Source organism: Burkholderiales bacterium (assembly GCA_036262035.1).
GTDB lineage: Bacteria > Pseudomonadota > Gammaproteobacteria > Burkholderiales > SG8-41 > JAQGMV01.
Genome location: DATAJS010000010.1, coordinates 127,368 through 141,948, shown reverse-complemented (window position 1 = coordinate 141,948; position 14,581 = coordinate 127,368). Strand labels below are relative to the sequence as shown.

Here is a 14,581-nt window from a genome sequence, read left to right as displayed (position 1 = left end):
ACCCGCGTTCGCGTTTCAGCCGCGTTCATGTTCCACCCGATGACTAAGCTCGAGAACGACACTTTCCTCAGGGCGCTTCAACGGCAGCCCACGCCGTATACCCCCGTCTGGGTGATGCGGCAGGCGGGGCGCTACCTGCCCGAATACAACGCGACGCGCGCGCGGGCCGGCAGCTTTCTCAAGCTCGCCAAGAGTCCCGACCTTGCAACCGAGGTGACGCTGCAGCCGCTCGCGCGCTATCCGCTGGACGCGGCGATCCTGTTCTCGGACATCCTGACGATCCCCGACGCGATGGGACTGGGGCTCACCTTCCAGGCCGGCGAAGGCCCGAAATTCGAGCGCCCGCTGCGCAACGAATGGGAAGTGCGCAACCTCTTCGTGCCCGATCCGCACGAGCATCTCTCGTACGTGATCGACGCGGTCGCGCAGATTCGCAAGGCGCTCGACGGCCGCGTTCCCCTGATCGGTTTCTCCGGCAGCCCCTATACGCTCGCGTGCTACATGATCGAGGGCGGCGGCAGCGATGATTTCCGGCTGATCAAGACCATGCTCTACAGCCGTCCCGATCTGCTGCACGAGATCCTGTCGGTGAACGCGAAAGCGGTGACGGCGTATCTCAACGCGCAGATCGAAGCCGGCGCGCAGGCGGTCATGGTGTTCGATACCTGGGGCGGATCGCTCAGCGACGCGGCTTATCGCGAGTTCTCGCTGCCGTACATGCAGGAGGTGATGAGCGCGCTCATCCGCGAGTCCGAAGGCCGCACGGTTCCACGCGTCGTCTTCACCAAGGGCGGCGGGCTGTGGCTCGAATCGATGGCGGGCATCGGCACCGACGCGGTCGGGCTCGACTGGACGGTCGACATCGGCGCGGCGCGCCAACGCGTGGGCGACAAGGTCGCGCTGCAGGGTAACGCCGACCCTTCGGTGCTGTTCGGCACGGCCGAACGCATACGCACCGAAGTGGCCGCAGTGCTCGAGTCGTACGGCCACGGCTCGGGCCACGTCTTCAACCTCGGCCACGGCATCTCGCAGCACACCGACCCGGACAATCTGGCGGTGCTCGTTGATGCAGTGCACGATCTGTCGCGCAAGTACCACTGACGCGGCCGCGTGTGCATCCGGCGTGCCGTCGCGCGTTCCCAAAAACTTTATTCACAGCAACGTTTTAGCGGGATGTAAGCGCGCGCTAGCTGTCAGGCGCTCTCTGACAAATAGCCCAACGTGTTGTTTCCGCGGCGAATTCGGCTGTTTTGTGCAACTGCACAATGACGCTGCCCCCGGCCACGGGGTCCGCGCTAGGCACATCGGCGCGAAAAGATCAACACAGTTATCCACAGCGCGTTGTGCACAAGAAGCTTTTCCGGCTTCGCATAAACAGCTTGTACGCGAATCTAAGATTTCACTTGAGGTTCGTCTTCTAACCTGCATGACTCCGGACGCCGCGCCATGAAAGTGCTCCGCGTCGGGCTCGACGTGCCGGTCGACCGCGAGTTCGAATACTTCGCGCCGGACGCGACCGATGATGACGTCGGCCGCCGCGCCGTCGTGCCGTTCGGGCGACGGATGACGCTGGGCGTCGTGCTCGGCGTGAGCGATCACTCGATCTTTCCCGCGGAGAAGCTCAAGCGCGTCACGCGCATCCTGCGCGATTCGCCCGCGCTGTCGTCCGACGATCTCGCGCTGCTGCGCTTCGCGGCGGATTACTACCACTATCCGCTCGGCCAGGTCGTCATGAACGCGCTGCCGGTCAGGCTGCGCAAAGCCGAATCGGCGGGACGCGCGGAAGAGGTGGAGTATGTACTCACTCACCTGGGGCAGCAGCAGCAGGACGACGCCATCCCGCGTCGGGCGCTGGTCAAGCGGCGGCTGCTCGCAGCGCTGCGCCAGTGCGCCCTGACACGCGCGGATGTCAGGAAGATATCGGCGAGCGCGCCCGCGGCGCTGCGCGAATTCGAAGCCACCGGCTGGGTAGAACGTCGCGTGCGCGCGCGACGTGCCGCCGCGTCGGCGGCGGGTGCGGCGTGCGGTCCGGCGCTCAACGACGCCCAGGCGGCCGCGGTCGATGCCGTGGTGCAGTCGCTCGGGACTTTCCGCGCGTTCATGCTCCGCGGCGTCACCGGCAGCGGCAAGACCGAGGTCTACCTGCACATTGCGGAACGCACGCTGGAGCGCGGCGGGCAGGTGCTCATGCTCGTCCCCGAGATCGCGCTGACGCCGCAGCTCGAAGCGATGGTGCAGGCGCGCTTCCCGGGCGCCGCGATGACGAGCCTGCACAGCGGGCTCAACGAAACCGAGCGCGCGAGGAACTGGCTCGCGGCGCAGGCCGGCGAGGCGAGCATCGTGCTCGGGACACGGCTCGCGGTCTTCGCGTCGCTGCCTCGATTGGCGCTCATCGTCGTGGACGAGGAGCACGACGCCTCCTTCAAGCAGACCGAAGGCTTCTGCTATTCGGCGCGCGACCTCGCGGTGGTGCGCGCGAGCCAGCGCGCGGTGCCGGTCGTGCTCGGCTCGGCGACGCCGGCGCTCGAGACCTATCACAACGCGCAAAGCGGCCGCTACACGCCGGTCGAGCTGCCGGCGCGCATCAACGGCCGCCCGCCGAACATCGCGTGCGTCAGCGTGCGCGGCGCGCAGGTCTACGAAGGCCTCGCGCCCGAGATCCTCGATGCGATCGGCCGTTCGACCGCTCGCGGCGAGCAGGCGCTGGTGTTCATCAACCGGCGCGGCTGGGCGCCGGTGCTGATGTGTCATGCGTGCGGCTGGCTGTCCGGCTGCAAGCGCTGCTCGGCGCAGCTCGTGCTCCACCTGCCCGCACGCGAGCTGCACTGCCATCACTGCGGCCATCTGGAGCGCGTTCCGGCGGCGTGTCCGACGTGCGGCAATCCCGACCTGTCGCCGATCGGGCAGGGCACCCAGCGCGTCGAGGCGGCGCTCGCCCAGCGCTTCCCGGACGCGCGCATCCTGCGCATCGACCGCGACACGACGCGCCGGCGCAATGCGTGGAACGACATGAGAAAGCGGATCCAGTCGCGTGACGTCGACATCCTCGTCGGCACCCAGATCCTCGCCAAGGGACACGATTTCCCGCATCTCGCCCTGGTCTGCGTGCTCAACGCCGACGCGATGCTCTACAGCGCCGATTTCCGGGCGTCCGAGCGGCTGTATGCGCTGCTCACGCAGGTGGCCGGGCGCGCGGGCCGCGGCGTAGCACAGGGCGAAGTGCTGATCCAGACCGAATTCCCGCACCATCCGCTCTACGCCGCGCTGCAGACCCAGGACTTCGCGGGTTACGCCGAAACGCTGCTCGACGAGCGGCGCACCGCGGGCTTCCCGCCGTATCGGCACCAGGTCCTGCTGCGGGCCGAAGCGCCCGAGGTCGCGACCGCGCTCGAGTTCCTCGAGCACGCGCGCGAGATCGGCCGTGCGCTCGCCGACGGCGTCGAGCTCTACGATCCGGTGCCCGCGGCGATGGTGCGGCTCGCCGGGCGCGAGCGCGCCCAGCTCCTGGTGCAGTCCCTGTCGAGGCCCCGGCTGCACGCGTTCCTCGGGGCGTGGCGCGACCTCCTCGCCGCGGAGAAATCGAGCGCCGCGCGCTGGGCGCTCGACGTCGACCCGATCGACCTGTAACCCCGCGGCGTACTGATAAACTCCGCGCCTTCCTTCCCCGTATTCCCATGGTTCAAGCCCGTTCCACCGACGCCAAGGCGTTCTGCGCCGATCTCATCGGGCAGGCGCTCCGCCAGGCGCTCCCCGGCACCGACCACCCGCCGCTCGTGCTCGACCGCCCGAAGGACGCCAAGCACGGCGACTGGGCATGCAACGTGGCGATGCAGCTCGCGCGCGCGCTCAAGAAGCCGCCGCGCGAGATCGCGCAGGCGATCGTCGAGGCGCTGCCGCAGTCCCCGTATCTGGACAAGGCCGAGGTCGCCGGTGCGGGCTTCATCAACCTCTTTCTCAAGCAGGCGTTCAAGCAACTCGTCGTGAAGGAAGTGCTGGCGAGCGGCGCTGCTTTCGGCCGCAGCACGTCGGGCGCGAGCAAAAAGGTGCAGGTCGAGTTCGTCTCGGCGAATCCGACCGGACCGCTGCACGTAGGACACGGCCGCGGCGCGGCCTTCGGCGCGAGCCTCGCGAACGTGCTCGATGCCGCGGGCTACACGGTGCAGCGCGAGTACTACGTCAACGACGCCGGGCGGCAGATGGACATCCTCGCGACCTCGACGTGGCTGCGCTATCTCGAGCTGGCCGGCGAGACCGTGCCTTTTCCGTCCAACGCGTATCGCGGCGCGTACGTGAAGGACATGGCGCTCGCGCTGTCGCAGCAGCACGGCGATCGTTACGTGCGCAAGGCGGCCGACGTCACGTCGTCGATTCCCGACGCCGAGACCGATGCGGAAGCACACCTCGATGCGCTCATCGCGCGCGCCAAGCAGCTCCTCGGCGAAGACTACGAGACGATCCACAGCTACGCGCTGCACGAGCAGCTCGACGACTGCCGCGACGATCTCACCGAATTCGGCGTCACGTTCGACGAGTGGTTCTCCGAGCGCTCGCTGTACGAGACGCGCGCCGTGGATCGAGCGGTCGCGAATCTGAAAGACGCCGGACAGATCTACGAGAAGGACGGCGCACAGTGGTTCCGCTCCACCGCCTTCGGCGACGAGAAAGACCGCGTCGTGCAGCGCGAGAACGGGCAGTACACCTATTTCGCGTCCGACATCGCCTATCACTCGAACAAGCTCGAGCGCTTCGACATCGCCATCGACGTCTGGGGCGCCGACCACCACGGTTACATCCCGCGGGTGAAAGGCGCGCTGGAAGCGCTGGGGCTCGACCGCGAGCGCCTGCTCGTCGCCCTGGTGCAGTTCGCGGTGCTCTATCGCGGCGGCGAGAAGGTCTCGATGTCCACGCGCGCGGGCGAGTTCGTCACGCTGCGCGAGCTTCGCGGCGAAGTGGGCAACGACGCCGCGCGCTTCTTCTACGTCATGAGGAAGAGCGACCAGCACCTCGACTTCGACCTCGATCTCGCGAAGTCGCAGACCAACGAGAACCCGGTCTATTACATCCAGTACGCGCACGCGCGCGTGTGCAGCCTGCACGAGCAGTGGGGCGGCGACGCGTCCAGGCTCTCCGACGTCGATCTGTCGCCGCTCGATTCGGAGCACGAGCTCGCGCTGCTGGAGAAGCTCGGCGCGTACGTCGACGTCGTGCAGAACGCCGCGCGCGATTTCGCGCCGCACCTCATCGCGTTCTACCTCAAGGAGCTCGCGGGCGACTTCCACAGTTATTACAACGCGACGCGCATCCTCGTGCCCGAGACCGACGTCGCGCTCGCGCGCATCGCGCTCAGCACCGCCGTGCGGCAAGTCCTGCGTAACGGCCTCGCCCTGTTGGGTGTTTCCGCACCCGAAAGAATGTAAGATCGACTGATGTCCAAGGATTACAAGGCCAAGCCGCGCGCGAGCGCGAAAGCCAAGAGCGGCAGCTCGCTGCTGGTGGGGCTACTGTTAGGGCTCGTGCTGGGTCTCGTCGTCGCGCTCGGCGTCGCGTGGTACATCAACAAGATGCCCAGCCCGTTCACGCCGCGCGCGGCGCCGCCCAGCCCGCCGGCGAAGATGGAAGCGCCGAAAGGCCTGCCGGTGCAGCAACCGCAGCAGGCCGCCAAACCCGAGGAGAAAGCGCCGGGCAAGGCGGAAGACGAGCCGCGTTTCACGTTCTACAAGACGCTGCCCGGCGGCGAGGAAGCGCCTCCCGGAAAATCCGCCAAGGACGCCAAGTCAACCCCTGGGGCCAAGGAAACGTTTTTCCTCCAGGCGGGCGCGTTCCAGAACGCGCCGGACGCCGACAATCTCAAGGCGACGCTGGCGCTGCTGGGCTTCGAGGCCGCGATCGAGACCACCACGCTCCCGGACAAGGGCGTGTGGCATCGCGTCCGCGTGGGCCCTTATACGAGCGTCGAAGAACTGAATCGCGCTCGCGACGCTCTCAAGCAGAACGGCGTCCAGACGACTCTCGTGAAAGCGCGGGAGCCGGAGCGGTAACCCGCGCTTGAAGCAAGCGCGGACGGCCGCGGGTAAGGCGCCGCTCTCACAACGCTTTTTACGGAGCTTCAGGTATGCACGGTTTCACCCGTTGGCTGCGCGCCTTCACCGCAGCGATCACGCTCTCTCTCGTCTCTGCCGGTGCCTTCGCCCAGGCGCCGGTCGCCGGCAAGGATTACGTGCCGGTCACCCCGCCGCAGCCGACCGAGAACGCCAAGAAGGTCGAGGTGATCGAGTTCTTCTCGTACGCCTGCCCGCATTGCGCGACGCTGGAAGGGCCGCTCGAAGCGTGGCTGAAGAAAAAGCCCGCCGACGTCGAGTTCAAGCGCGTGCCGACGGTGTTCCATCCGAGCTGGGCGCCGTACGCGCAGCTGTACTACACGCTCGAAGCGATGAACCTCGTCGACAAGCTGCACGGCGAGGTGTTCAAGGCGCTGCACCAGCAGAACATGAAGTTCCAGGATGCCAAGGCCATGGCGGACTGGGCGGCGAGCAAGGGTGTCGATCGCAAGAAATTCACCGACGCATACAACTCGTTCGCGGTGCAGAGCCGCACCAAGCTCTCGAACGACATGTCGCGCCGCTATGCGGTCGAGTTCACGCCAGCGATCGTCGTGAACGGCCGCTTTCTCACCGGCCCGTCGATGACGAGCACCGGCAACAACGTCGACTTCAATCGGTTCTTCGCGGTGCTCGACCAGCTCATCGCCACGTCGCGCAAGGGCGGCGGCAAGTGAACGCCCTGCGGCGGCAGCTCCTGATCGCAGCCGCCGCAGGCCTCGCGCTCGCGAGAGCGCCCGCCTACGCCGGTGAATCGCGTCTCAGGCAGGGCGTGGAATACCGCGACATCCCGCCCCAGCCGGTCCCTGCCGGACCTCGCATCGAGGTCGTCGAGTTCTTCTGGTACGGCTGCCCGCACTGCAACCTGCTCCAGCCTTTCCTCGAGCAGTGGCTGAGGAAAAAGCCGGCCGACGTCGAGTTCCGCCGGGTGCCCGCGATCTTCCGCCAGAGCTGGATCGCCCACGCGCGGCTCTTCTACACGCTGGAAGCGCTGGACGAGCTCGAGCGGCTGCATCAGGCCGTCTACCGGGCGATACACACCGAGGGCAAGCGCCTCGACTCCGCGGACACGGCGACCGAATGGGCGGTGCAGAACGGCATCGACAAGGCGAAGTTCATCGCCGCGTACGACGCGCCCGAAGTCGCCAGGAAAGTCGAGCAGGCGATCGCCCAGACGCGCAGCTACCAGATCGAAGGCACGCCTTCGATCGTCGTCGACGGTCGCTACGTGACTTCGTCCTCGATGAGCGAGAGCTACGCCGGCGTCGTCGTCATCGTCGACGATCTGGTGCGGCTCGCCCGCGAGCGGCGCCCCAAAGCGACGTAGCGTCGCACGCCGGCGCGCCGTGCGGGTCTTCATCACCGGCGCGACTTCAGGCCTCGGCCGCGCGCTCGCGCGGCATTACGCAAATAATGGTGCGACTCTAGGCCTTGCCGCGCGCGGGCGCGATGCGCTCGCCGCATTGGCGGCGGAGCTTCCCGCCACCTCGCACGTCTTCGCCGTCGACGTACGCAATGCCGCCGCGATGCAGGACGCGGCGGCCGATTTTCTCGCGCGCTGCGGCGGCGCCGACATCGTCATCGCGAACGCCGGCATCAGCGTCGGCACCGATGCCGCGATCGCAACCGACCTCGACGTGCTGCGCGAGATCGTCGACATCAACGTGATCGGCATGGCCAACACGTTCCAGCCGTTCGTCGCGGCGATGCGCGAAGCGCGATCGGGAACGCTGGCCGGCATCGCGAGTGTCGCGGGTTATCGCGGCTTGCCGGGCTCGGGCGGGTATTCGGCGTCGAAAGCGGCCGCGATCTCGTACCTGGAAAGCACGCGCGTGGAGCTTCACGGCAGCGGCGTGCGCGTCGTCGCGGTCTCGCCCGGGTACATCGCGACGCCGATGACCGCGCACAATCCCTATCGCATGCCGTTCCTGATGACGGCGGACCAGGCGGCCGCCAAGATCGCGCGGCGCATCGAGCGCGGGACGTCCTACAGCGTCATCCCGTGGCAGATGGCGATCGTCGCCCGGCTGATGCGCGTATTGCCCGATGCGCTCTACGACCGGCTCGCGGCGCGCTCCCTGAGGAAGCCGCGTCGCGGTCAATGACCGAAGAACTCGGGCGTGGCGTCCATCCAGTCGAGGTACGCCGCATAGGCGGCCTGCATGGTGTGGGGCACGAAGCGGGTTTCGGCTTGAAGGCGCCCGATGTCCATCAGGCCGCGATTCACGTCGGTGTACCAGATGTTGGCCGCTTCGCCGTCGCTCTCGGTGCGGTGCTCGAAGCGCGGATATCTCTGCGCGAGCGCCTCGCACCAGCGCGGGATCGGATCGATCCACGGCACGCCCGACGACACGTTGTACAGCGTGTGCCCGAGCGCCGGTGCATGCACGAGCAGCGATAACGCCTGCGCCACATCGGGGGCGTAGATCCAGTCGCGCTGCACGGCCTCGCGCGTGAGGATGGCGGTCCTGCCGGCGACCGCGCGGGATGCGAGCTGGGTGTGCGTGCCGTAGTTGTCGCGCGCGCCGGTGTCGCGCTCCCACGGACCGATGACCGTGCCCAGGCGTACGCAGACCACGTCGATCTTCCACAGCGCCGCGAGGCGCATGCACGTACGCTCCGCCGCGTGCTTGGTGATGCTGTAGAGCGTGGTGGGTGTCGACGGCGTGCTTTCGTAGAGCCGCGGCAGGCGATACAGCGACTCGCCGTACGCGGCCCCGGAGCCGACGTAGACGAAGCGCTTCACGCGATGCCTGCGCGATGCATCGAGCACGTTCAACACACCGCGCAGGTTCACGTCGAGGATTGCCGCCGGGTCGCGCGCTTCGCGCACCGGGCCCGAGGTGATCGCCGCGGCGTGGATCACGCGATCGATGGGCCGGCGCGCGAGCAGCGCCGTGACCGCGTCCGCGTCGACGACGCTGCCGCGCTCGATGGTGAGCGCGCGTTGCCACGGCCTTAAGCTGCGCTCCGCGCCCGGGGGCAGGTCGCCGCTGTCGAACAGCACCACCTCGTCGCCGCGTTCGAGCAGCGCCCGGACGACGTTGAGCCCGACGAACCCCGCGCCGCCCGTGACCAGGATCGCCATCAGTCGACCGTCGCGCCGGAGATGCGCACGACCTCGCCCCACTTGCGGTTTTCCTTGAGGATGAAGTCGACGTAGCCGGCCGGCGTGGTCGGTGTGGCGTAGCCGCCGACGGTCGCAAAGCGCTCCTGCACGTCGGGCTGCGCATCGACCTTGGCGACTTCCCTGTTGAGGCGATCCACCAGCGGCCGCGCCAGCCCCGGCGGGGCCGACAACCCGTACCAGATGCCGCCTTCCATCCCTTTCAGGCCCGCCTCTGCCGCGGTCGGCACGTCGGGAAAGATCGCGAAGCGCTTGTCGTGCATCGCCGCCATGGCGCGCAGCCGGCCCGCCTTGATCTGGCCGATCAGCGACGGCAGGCCGTCCCACATGACGTGGCCTTCGCCGGACACGAAGCCGACCACCGCCGGGCCGCTGCCTTTATAGGGCACGTGCACGAGCTGGGTGCCGGTGACGATGTTGAACTGCTCGCCGAACAGGTGCGGCACGCTGCCGTTGCCCGACGAAGGAAAGCGATAGAACTTGGGCTTGGCCTTGGCGAGCGCGATGAATTCCTTCACCGTCTTCGCCGGCACGTCGGCGTGCACCGCCATCATCGCGGGCATCACCACGACCAGCGAGATGTGGGTGAAACCCCTGATCGCGTCGTACGGGAGCTTCTTGTAGAGGACCGGCGCGGCGCCGTGGGTCGTGCTCGACGAAAGATAGAGCGTGTGACCGTCGGCGGTCGCGCCGCTCACGTACACCGACGCGACGATGCCGCCGGCGCCGGGGCGGCTCTCGATCACCACGTTCTGCCCCAGCGATTCGGACAGCTTGGCCGCCACGATGCGGCCGATATAATCCGCCGCGCCGCCGGGCGGCACCGACAGCACCAGGCGCAGCGGCCGGTTCGGAAAGCCCTCCTGGGCGGCGGCAAGGCCGCACCCGCAGGCCAGCAGCATCGATACGAAAACTCGTCTCATCCGGTTCTCCTCGTTCAGTAGAATTTGTGGAAGACGATCATGCGGAGCATGCAATGGACTATTGCGACTGGGTGGAGAGTCAGCGCGGCGGGACGCCGATGATCACCGAGTGGGAGAGCATTCCCGCCGAGACGGTCGCGGATCCGATGGTGTCGACGCACACCGGCACGGTGCGCAAGACGTGGGTCGGCGACAACGTGGTGCTCACGCGCGTGATCGTGAAAGCGAACTCGCGCGGCAAGCCGCACGCACACGATGCGGAACAGGTCTCGATGATCCTGCGCGGCGGCGTCAAGGTGACGATGGACGGCACCGAACGCATCGCGCAGGCGGGCGCTATCGTCCATATCCCAGCCAAAGCGGTGCACATGTTCGAGATCCTCTCTGAGGAGACCGAGATCCTCGACGTCTACGGCCTCTCCAAGAGCGCCGAAGAGCTGCGGAAAAGCTATCCCGAATGATGCCCCGGCGTCGAGCCCAGGCGCTCGACGTCGGCGACGTGCGCGGGCTCGTCTGACCGCGGCCGCGCGCGCGGCAGGCGTCTCACCATCGCCTCGAACGCCGGATACGAATCGCACAGCTCTTCCATGAGCTTCCCGGGGAGATCGAGCCCGGCCGCCCGCGCCATGCCGCGTATCTCGTCGCGGCTCGACGGCGGCAGCTCCTTGAGCGTCTGCGACGCGGGATTCGGTCTCACGAACGATTTGGTCATTGCGTCAGCCCTTCGCTCGGACGGCGCGTATGCCAGTCGGTCTCGCGCTGGTACGCGTGGCCCACGCGGAACGTCAGCGCTTCGTCGAAGTGGCGCGCGGCGAGCTGGAGGCTGATCGGCAGGCCTTCGGCGCTCATGCCGCACGGGAGGTTCATCGCGGGCTGCCCGCCGATGTTGAAAGGCGTCGTGATGTTGGGCGGGCGCAGGAACTTGTCGAGCTTGTCGGGTTTCGCTTTCTCGGCGACCGTCATCCAGCCGGCGCTCGCCAGCACGTCGTATTCGGCGAAAGCGCGCGCGAGCTCCTCGCACAGCCATGTGCGCTGGCGCAGCGCCTGGAAGTAGTCTTCGGCGCGGATCAGCGCGCCGGGCAGCACCTTGTTGCGGAACATCGTGCCGAAGTCCTGCGGCCGTGTCCTGAACTCGTGCTCGTAGGCGCTGAACATCTCGGTGATCGAGATCGTGGTCTTGCAATCCTGGTAGACGAGGAGGTCGGAGAGCTCGATCTCTTCGACGATCGCGCCGGCCGCTCGCAGCGTTTCCATGGCAGCGTTCATCGCCGGCGGGATATCCGGGTGGCACGTCGGGTCCCCGTCGTACCAGTGGCGCACCCAGCCGATGCGCACGCCTTTGAGGCCGGCGTCGAGATCGCGTACGTAATCGGCGGCGGGGCGCTGCACGCTGCTGATGTCCTGCGCATCGTAGCCGGCCATGACGCCCAGCATCATCGCCGCGTCTTCGACGCTGCGCGCCATGGGACCGCAGGCGTCGAAGGAATAGGTGTTCGGCAGCACGCCGCGCCGGCTGACGAGGCCGTAGGTCGGCTTCACGCCGGCGATGCCGCACGAGGCGGCCGGCATGCGGATCGAGCCGCCGGTATCGGTGCCGATCGCAGCGGGCAGAAAGCCGGCGGCGAGCGCCGCGCCGGGGCCGCTGCTCGTGCCGCCGGGCAGATAGCCTTGCTTCCACGGGTTCATCGCCGGCGGCCACGGCAGGTCCCACGACGGTCCGCCGTGAGCCAACTCGTAGGTGGTGAGCTTGCCCATCAGCACCGCGCCGCCGCTTTTCATCCGTGCTTCGACGAATGCGTCGTGCGCGGGGACGTGGTGCTCGAGGATCTTCGATTGGCCGGTGGTGCGCAGTCCCGCGGTCTCGATCACGTCCTTGAGACCGTAAGGTATGCCGTCGAGCGGACCGAGCAGCTGGCCCCGCACCATGCGGCCTTCGGACGCGCGGGCGCGCTCGAGCGCGATCTCGGGCGAGGGCGTCACGAACGCGTGCAGCGAGGGCTCGTACCGGTCGATGCGCGCGTGCAGCGCCTTCACGACCTCGACCGGGGAGAGCTTCTTCGCGCGATACAGCCGATGGAGCTCGGCGACGCTCGCATACTCGATGCCTTCGGCTGCGGCGGACGGCTTCTCGATCGCGTCCATGCGGCGCCTACTTCGACGGGAAGTCGAACGCGATGCGCCGCTCGGCGAACTTCCAGCGGCCGTTTTCCTTGCGGATGAGGTCGGTGTAGACGCCGCCGTGGGTCATGGTCGGCGGGCTGCCGGGCTCGCCGTTGTAGCCGAAGAAGTAGCAGCGCCCGCGAATCGTACCGGCGTCGATCTTCTCGAGGTGCAGGCTGCCGTTCCAGTGACGGCGCCACAGATGGGTGCGCTTGGCCTTGTCGGCTTTCTTGTATTCGATCAGCGCCGCGCGGCCGTACACGTCGTACGTGCCGTGATGCTCGCCGTTCTCCATGAAGCAGTCGGCGTAGCCTTCCGCGTCGCCGGCGTCGCTCGTCAGGTTGTAGGCCGCGTAGAGATTGACGATCTCGACGTATTCCTCGGGCGATACGGTGAGCGTGCTCATGCGTACTCCGTGCGAAGCGGAGTACGCAGTGTAGCGGAGTTATTCGACCGTCACCGACTTGGCGAGGTTGCGGGGCTTGTCGACGTCCGTCCCTTTGTGCAGCGCCACGTGATAGGCGAGAAGCTGCAGCGGGATGGTGTGCAGGATGGGGGAGAGGATGCCCGCGTGATCGGGCATCGTGATCACCTCGACGCCTTCGCTGCCGGTGAGCCCCGCGTTCGCGTCCGCGAACACGTAGAGCTCGCCGCCGCGCGCGCGCACTTCCTGCAGGTTCGACTTGAGCTTCTCGAACAGCGCGTCCTTGGGCGCGATCGCCACCACCGGCATGTTCTTGTCGACCAGCGCGAGCGGCCCGTGCTTGAGCTCTCCTGCGGCATACGCCTCGGCGTGGATGTACGAGATCTCCTTGAGCTTCAGCGCGCCTTCCATGGCGATCGGATAGTGGATGCCGCGGCCGAGGAAGAGGGCGTCGTCGCGCGACGCGAACCGTGCGGCCCACTTTTCGACGGCCGGCTCGCAGCCGAGCACGTGCGTGAGCGCCGCCGGCAGGTGGCGCAGCGAGTGCATGAGCTGCGTCTCGCGCTCGCCGGTCAGGCGCCCGCGCAGCTTGGCGAGCGTCATCGTGAGCAGCACCAGCGCCGCGAGCTGCGTGGTGAACGCCTTGGTCGACGCGACCCCGATCTCGGGACCCGCGCGGGTGAGGAAGCGCAGCTGCGACTGGCGCACCAGCGCCGACTCCGGCGCGTTGCAGATCGTGAGGGTGTACTGGTGGCCGAGGGACTTCGCATGCGCGAGCGCCGCGAGCGTGTCGGCGGTCTCGCCCGACTGTGAGATCGTCACGACCAGCGCCTTCGGGTTCGGCACCGACTCGCGGTAGCGGTACTCGCTCGCGATCTCGACGTTGCACGGGATACACGCCAGCGACTCGAGCCAGTACTTGGCGACCATGCCCGCGTGATAGCTCGTACCGCACGCGAGGATGAGCACGCTGTCGACTTCTTTCAGGACGCGCTCGGCATCCGCTCCGAAGAGCTGCGGCGTCACGCCGCGCGCGTTGACCACGAGCTCGAGCGTGTTCGCCACCGCCATCGGCTGCTCGAAAATCTCCTTCTGCATGTAGTGCTTGTATTGCCCCAGCTCCACCTCGGCGGAGGTCAGGCTGGAGACGTGCACCGGGCGCTCGACGTCGCGGCCGTCGGTGTCGACGACGCGCGCGCGGTCGAGGGTGATCTCGGCGAGGTCGCCCTCTTCGAGATAGACGACGTTTTGCGTGACCTGCACCAGCGCGGATGCGTCGGAGGCCGCGAAGTTCTCGCCCTGGCCGAGGCCGAGGAGCAGCGGCGCGCCCATGCGCGCGACGACGAGGCGGCTCGGGTCTTTCTCGTCGACGACCGCGATCGCGTACGCGCCGGTGAGCTCGCCCACCGCCTGACGCGTGCCTTCGAGCAGAGCGGCGCCGTCTTTCAGCTTGGAATGGATGAGGTGAGCGATCACCTCGGTATCGGTGTCCGAAGCGAAGACGTAGCCCTCGCGCTGCAGCCGCGAGCGCACTTCTTCGTGGTTCTCGATGATGCCGTTGTGCACGACCGAGATGCCGCCCGACACGTGCGGGTGCGCGTTGCGCTCCGAAGGCACGCCGTGCGTCGCCCAGCGCGTGTGCGCGATGCCGACGGGGCCGTCGAGCTTGTCGGTCTCGGCGCGCTTCGAAAGCTCGGCCACGCGGCCGGTGCTGCGCAGCCGCTTGAGGCTGCCGTTCACCACGGCGATGCCCGCCGAATCGTAGCCGCGATATTCGAGCCGCTTCAGGCCTTCGAGCAGGATGGGAACGACGTTACGGCGCGCGATGGCGCCCACGATGCCGCACATA

At 67.6% G+C, this 14,581-nt stretch carries 14 protein-coding genes; 8 read left to right on the top strand and 6 right to left on the bottom strand.

The features are described from left to right. Positions 1 to 39: 39 nt before the first annotated feature. From hemE to VHP37_08600, 7 genes are all read left to right on the top strand, one after another. Complete coding sequence (hemE, locus tag VHP37_08630) at positions 40 to 1,101, top strand: uroporphyrinogen decarboxylase (protein HEX2826396.1); 1,062 nt, start codon at positions 40 to 42, stop codon at positions 1,099 to 1,101. A 345-nt stretch (positions 1,102 to 1,446) separates the two neighbouring features. After that, positions 1,447 to 3,627 (top strand): primosomal protein N', encoded by a 2,181-nt coding sequence (locus VHP37_08625; GenBank protein HEX2826395.1) that lies wholly within the window; start codon positions 1,447 to 1,449, stop codon positions 3,625 to 3,627. A 47-nt stretch (positions 3,628 to 3,674) separates the two neighbouring features. After that, positions 3,675 to 5,417, top strand: coding sequence for an arginine--tRNA ligase (argS, locus tag VHP37_08620; protein HEX2826394.1), 1,743 nt, complete (start codon positions 3,675 to 3,677; stop codon positions 5,415 to 5,417). A gap of 9 nt (positions 5,418 to 5,426) precedes the next feature. Then, positions 5,427 to 6,038, top strand: coding sequence for an SPOR domain-containing protein (locus tag VHP37_08615; GenBank protein HEX2826393.1), 612 nt, complete (start codon positions 5,427 to 5,429; stop codon positions 6,036 to 6,038). Positions 6,039 to 6,112: 74 nt separating this feature from the next. After that, a complete protein-coding gene (locus VHP37_08610) occupies positions 6,113 to 6,775 on the top strand; it encodes a thiol:disulfide interchange protein DsbA/DsbL (GenBank protein HEX2826392.1) in 663 nt (220 codons plus the stop codon). After that, a complete protein-coding gene (locus VHP37_08605; protein HEX2826391.1) occupies positions 6,772 to 7,425 on the top strand; it encodes a thiol:disulfide interchange protein DsbA/DsbL in 654 nt (217 codons plus the stop codon). The genes VHP37_08610 and VHP37_08605 overlap by 4 nt, the downstream gene beginning before the upstream one ends. A gap of 19 nt (positions 7,426 to 7,444) precedes the next feature. Further along, positions 7,445 to 8,203 carry an SDR family oxidoreductase gene (locus VHP37_08600; GenBank protein ID HEX2826390.1) on the top strand — a complete coding sequence of 253 codons (759 nt, stop codon included), beginning with the start codon at positions 7,445 to 7,447 and terminating at the stop codon, positions 8,201 to 8,203. Here VHP37_08600 and VHP37_08595 read toward each other — a convergent pair. Both VHP37_08595 and VHP37_08590 read right to left on the bottom strand, forming a co-directional pair. Next, entirely contained in the window at positions 8,197 to 9,186 is a 990-nt protein-coding gene (locus tag VHP37_08595) for an NAD(P)-dependent oxidoreductase (protein HEX2826389.1), read from the bottom strand. The genes VHP37_08600 and VHP37_08595 overlap by 7 nt on opposite strands. Beyond that, complete coding sequence (locus tag VHP37_08590) at positions 9,186 to 10,148, bottom strand: tripartite tricarboxylate transporter substrate binding protein (GenBank protein ID HEX2826388.1); 963 nt, start codon at positions 10,146 to 10,148, stop codon at positions 9,186 to 9,188. The genes VHP37_08595 and VHP37_08590 overlap by 1 nt, the downstream gene beginning before the upstream one ends. A gap of 53 nt (positions 10,149 to 10,201) precedes the next feature. Between VHP37_08590 and VHP37_08585 the strand changes: the two genes are divergently transcribed. After that, a complete protein-coding gene (locus tag VHP37_08585; GenBank protein ID HEX2826387.1) occupies positions 10,202 to 10,609 on the top strand; it encodes a cupin domain-containing protein in 408 nt (135 codons plus the stop codon). Here VHP37_08585 and VHP37_08580 read toward each other — a convergent pair. Genes VHP37_08580 through glmS form a run of 4 tightly spaced genes read right to left on the bottom strand, consistent with a single transcriptional unit; the run spans position 10,597 to position 14,580 of the window. Then, the gene (locus VHP37_08580; protein HEX2826386.1) at positions 10,597 to 10,860 is read right to left on the bottom strand and encodes a hypothetical protein; all 264 of its coding nucleotides are present in this window, start codon (positions 10,858 to 10,860) and stop codon (positions 10,597 to 10,599) included. The two genes, VHP37_08585 and VHP37_08580, sit on opposite strands and share 13 nt — an antisense overlap. Beyond that, a complete protein-coding gene (locus tag VHP37_08575) occupies positions 10,857 to 12,290 on the bottom strand; it encodes an amidase (GenBank protein ID HEX2826385.1) in 1,434 nt (477 codons plus the stop codon). Before VHP37_08575 ends, VHP37_08580 begins: the two co-directional genes overlap by 4 nt. Before the next feature lie 7 nt (positions 12,291 to 12,297). Next, positions 12,298 to 12,714, bottom strand: coding sequence for a nuclear transport factor 2 family protein (locus VHP37_08570; protein HEX2826384.1), 417 nt, complete (start codon positions 12,712 to 12,714; stop codon positions 12,298 to 12,300). A 39-nt stretch (positions 12,715 to 12,753) separates the two neighbouring features. Continuing rightward, positions 12,754 to 14,580: a glutamine--fructose-6-phosphate transaminase (isomerizing) gene (gene glmS / locus VHP37_08565; protein HEX2826383.1), complete on the bottom strand. Its 1,827-nt coding sequence runs from the start codon at positions 14,578 to 14,580 to the stop codon at positions 12,754 to 12,756. Position 14,581 lies beyond the last annotated feature (1 nt).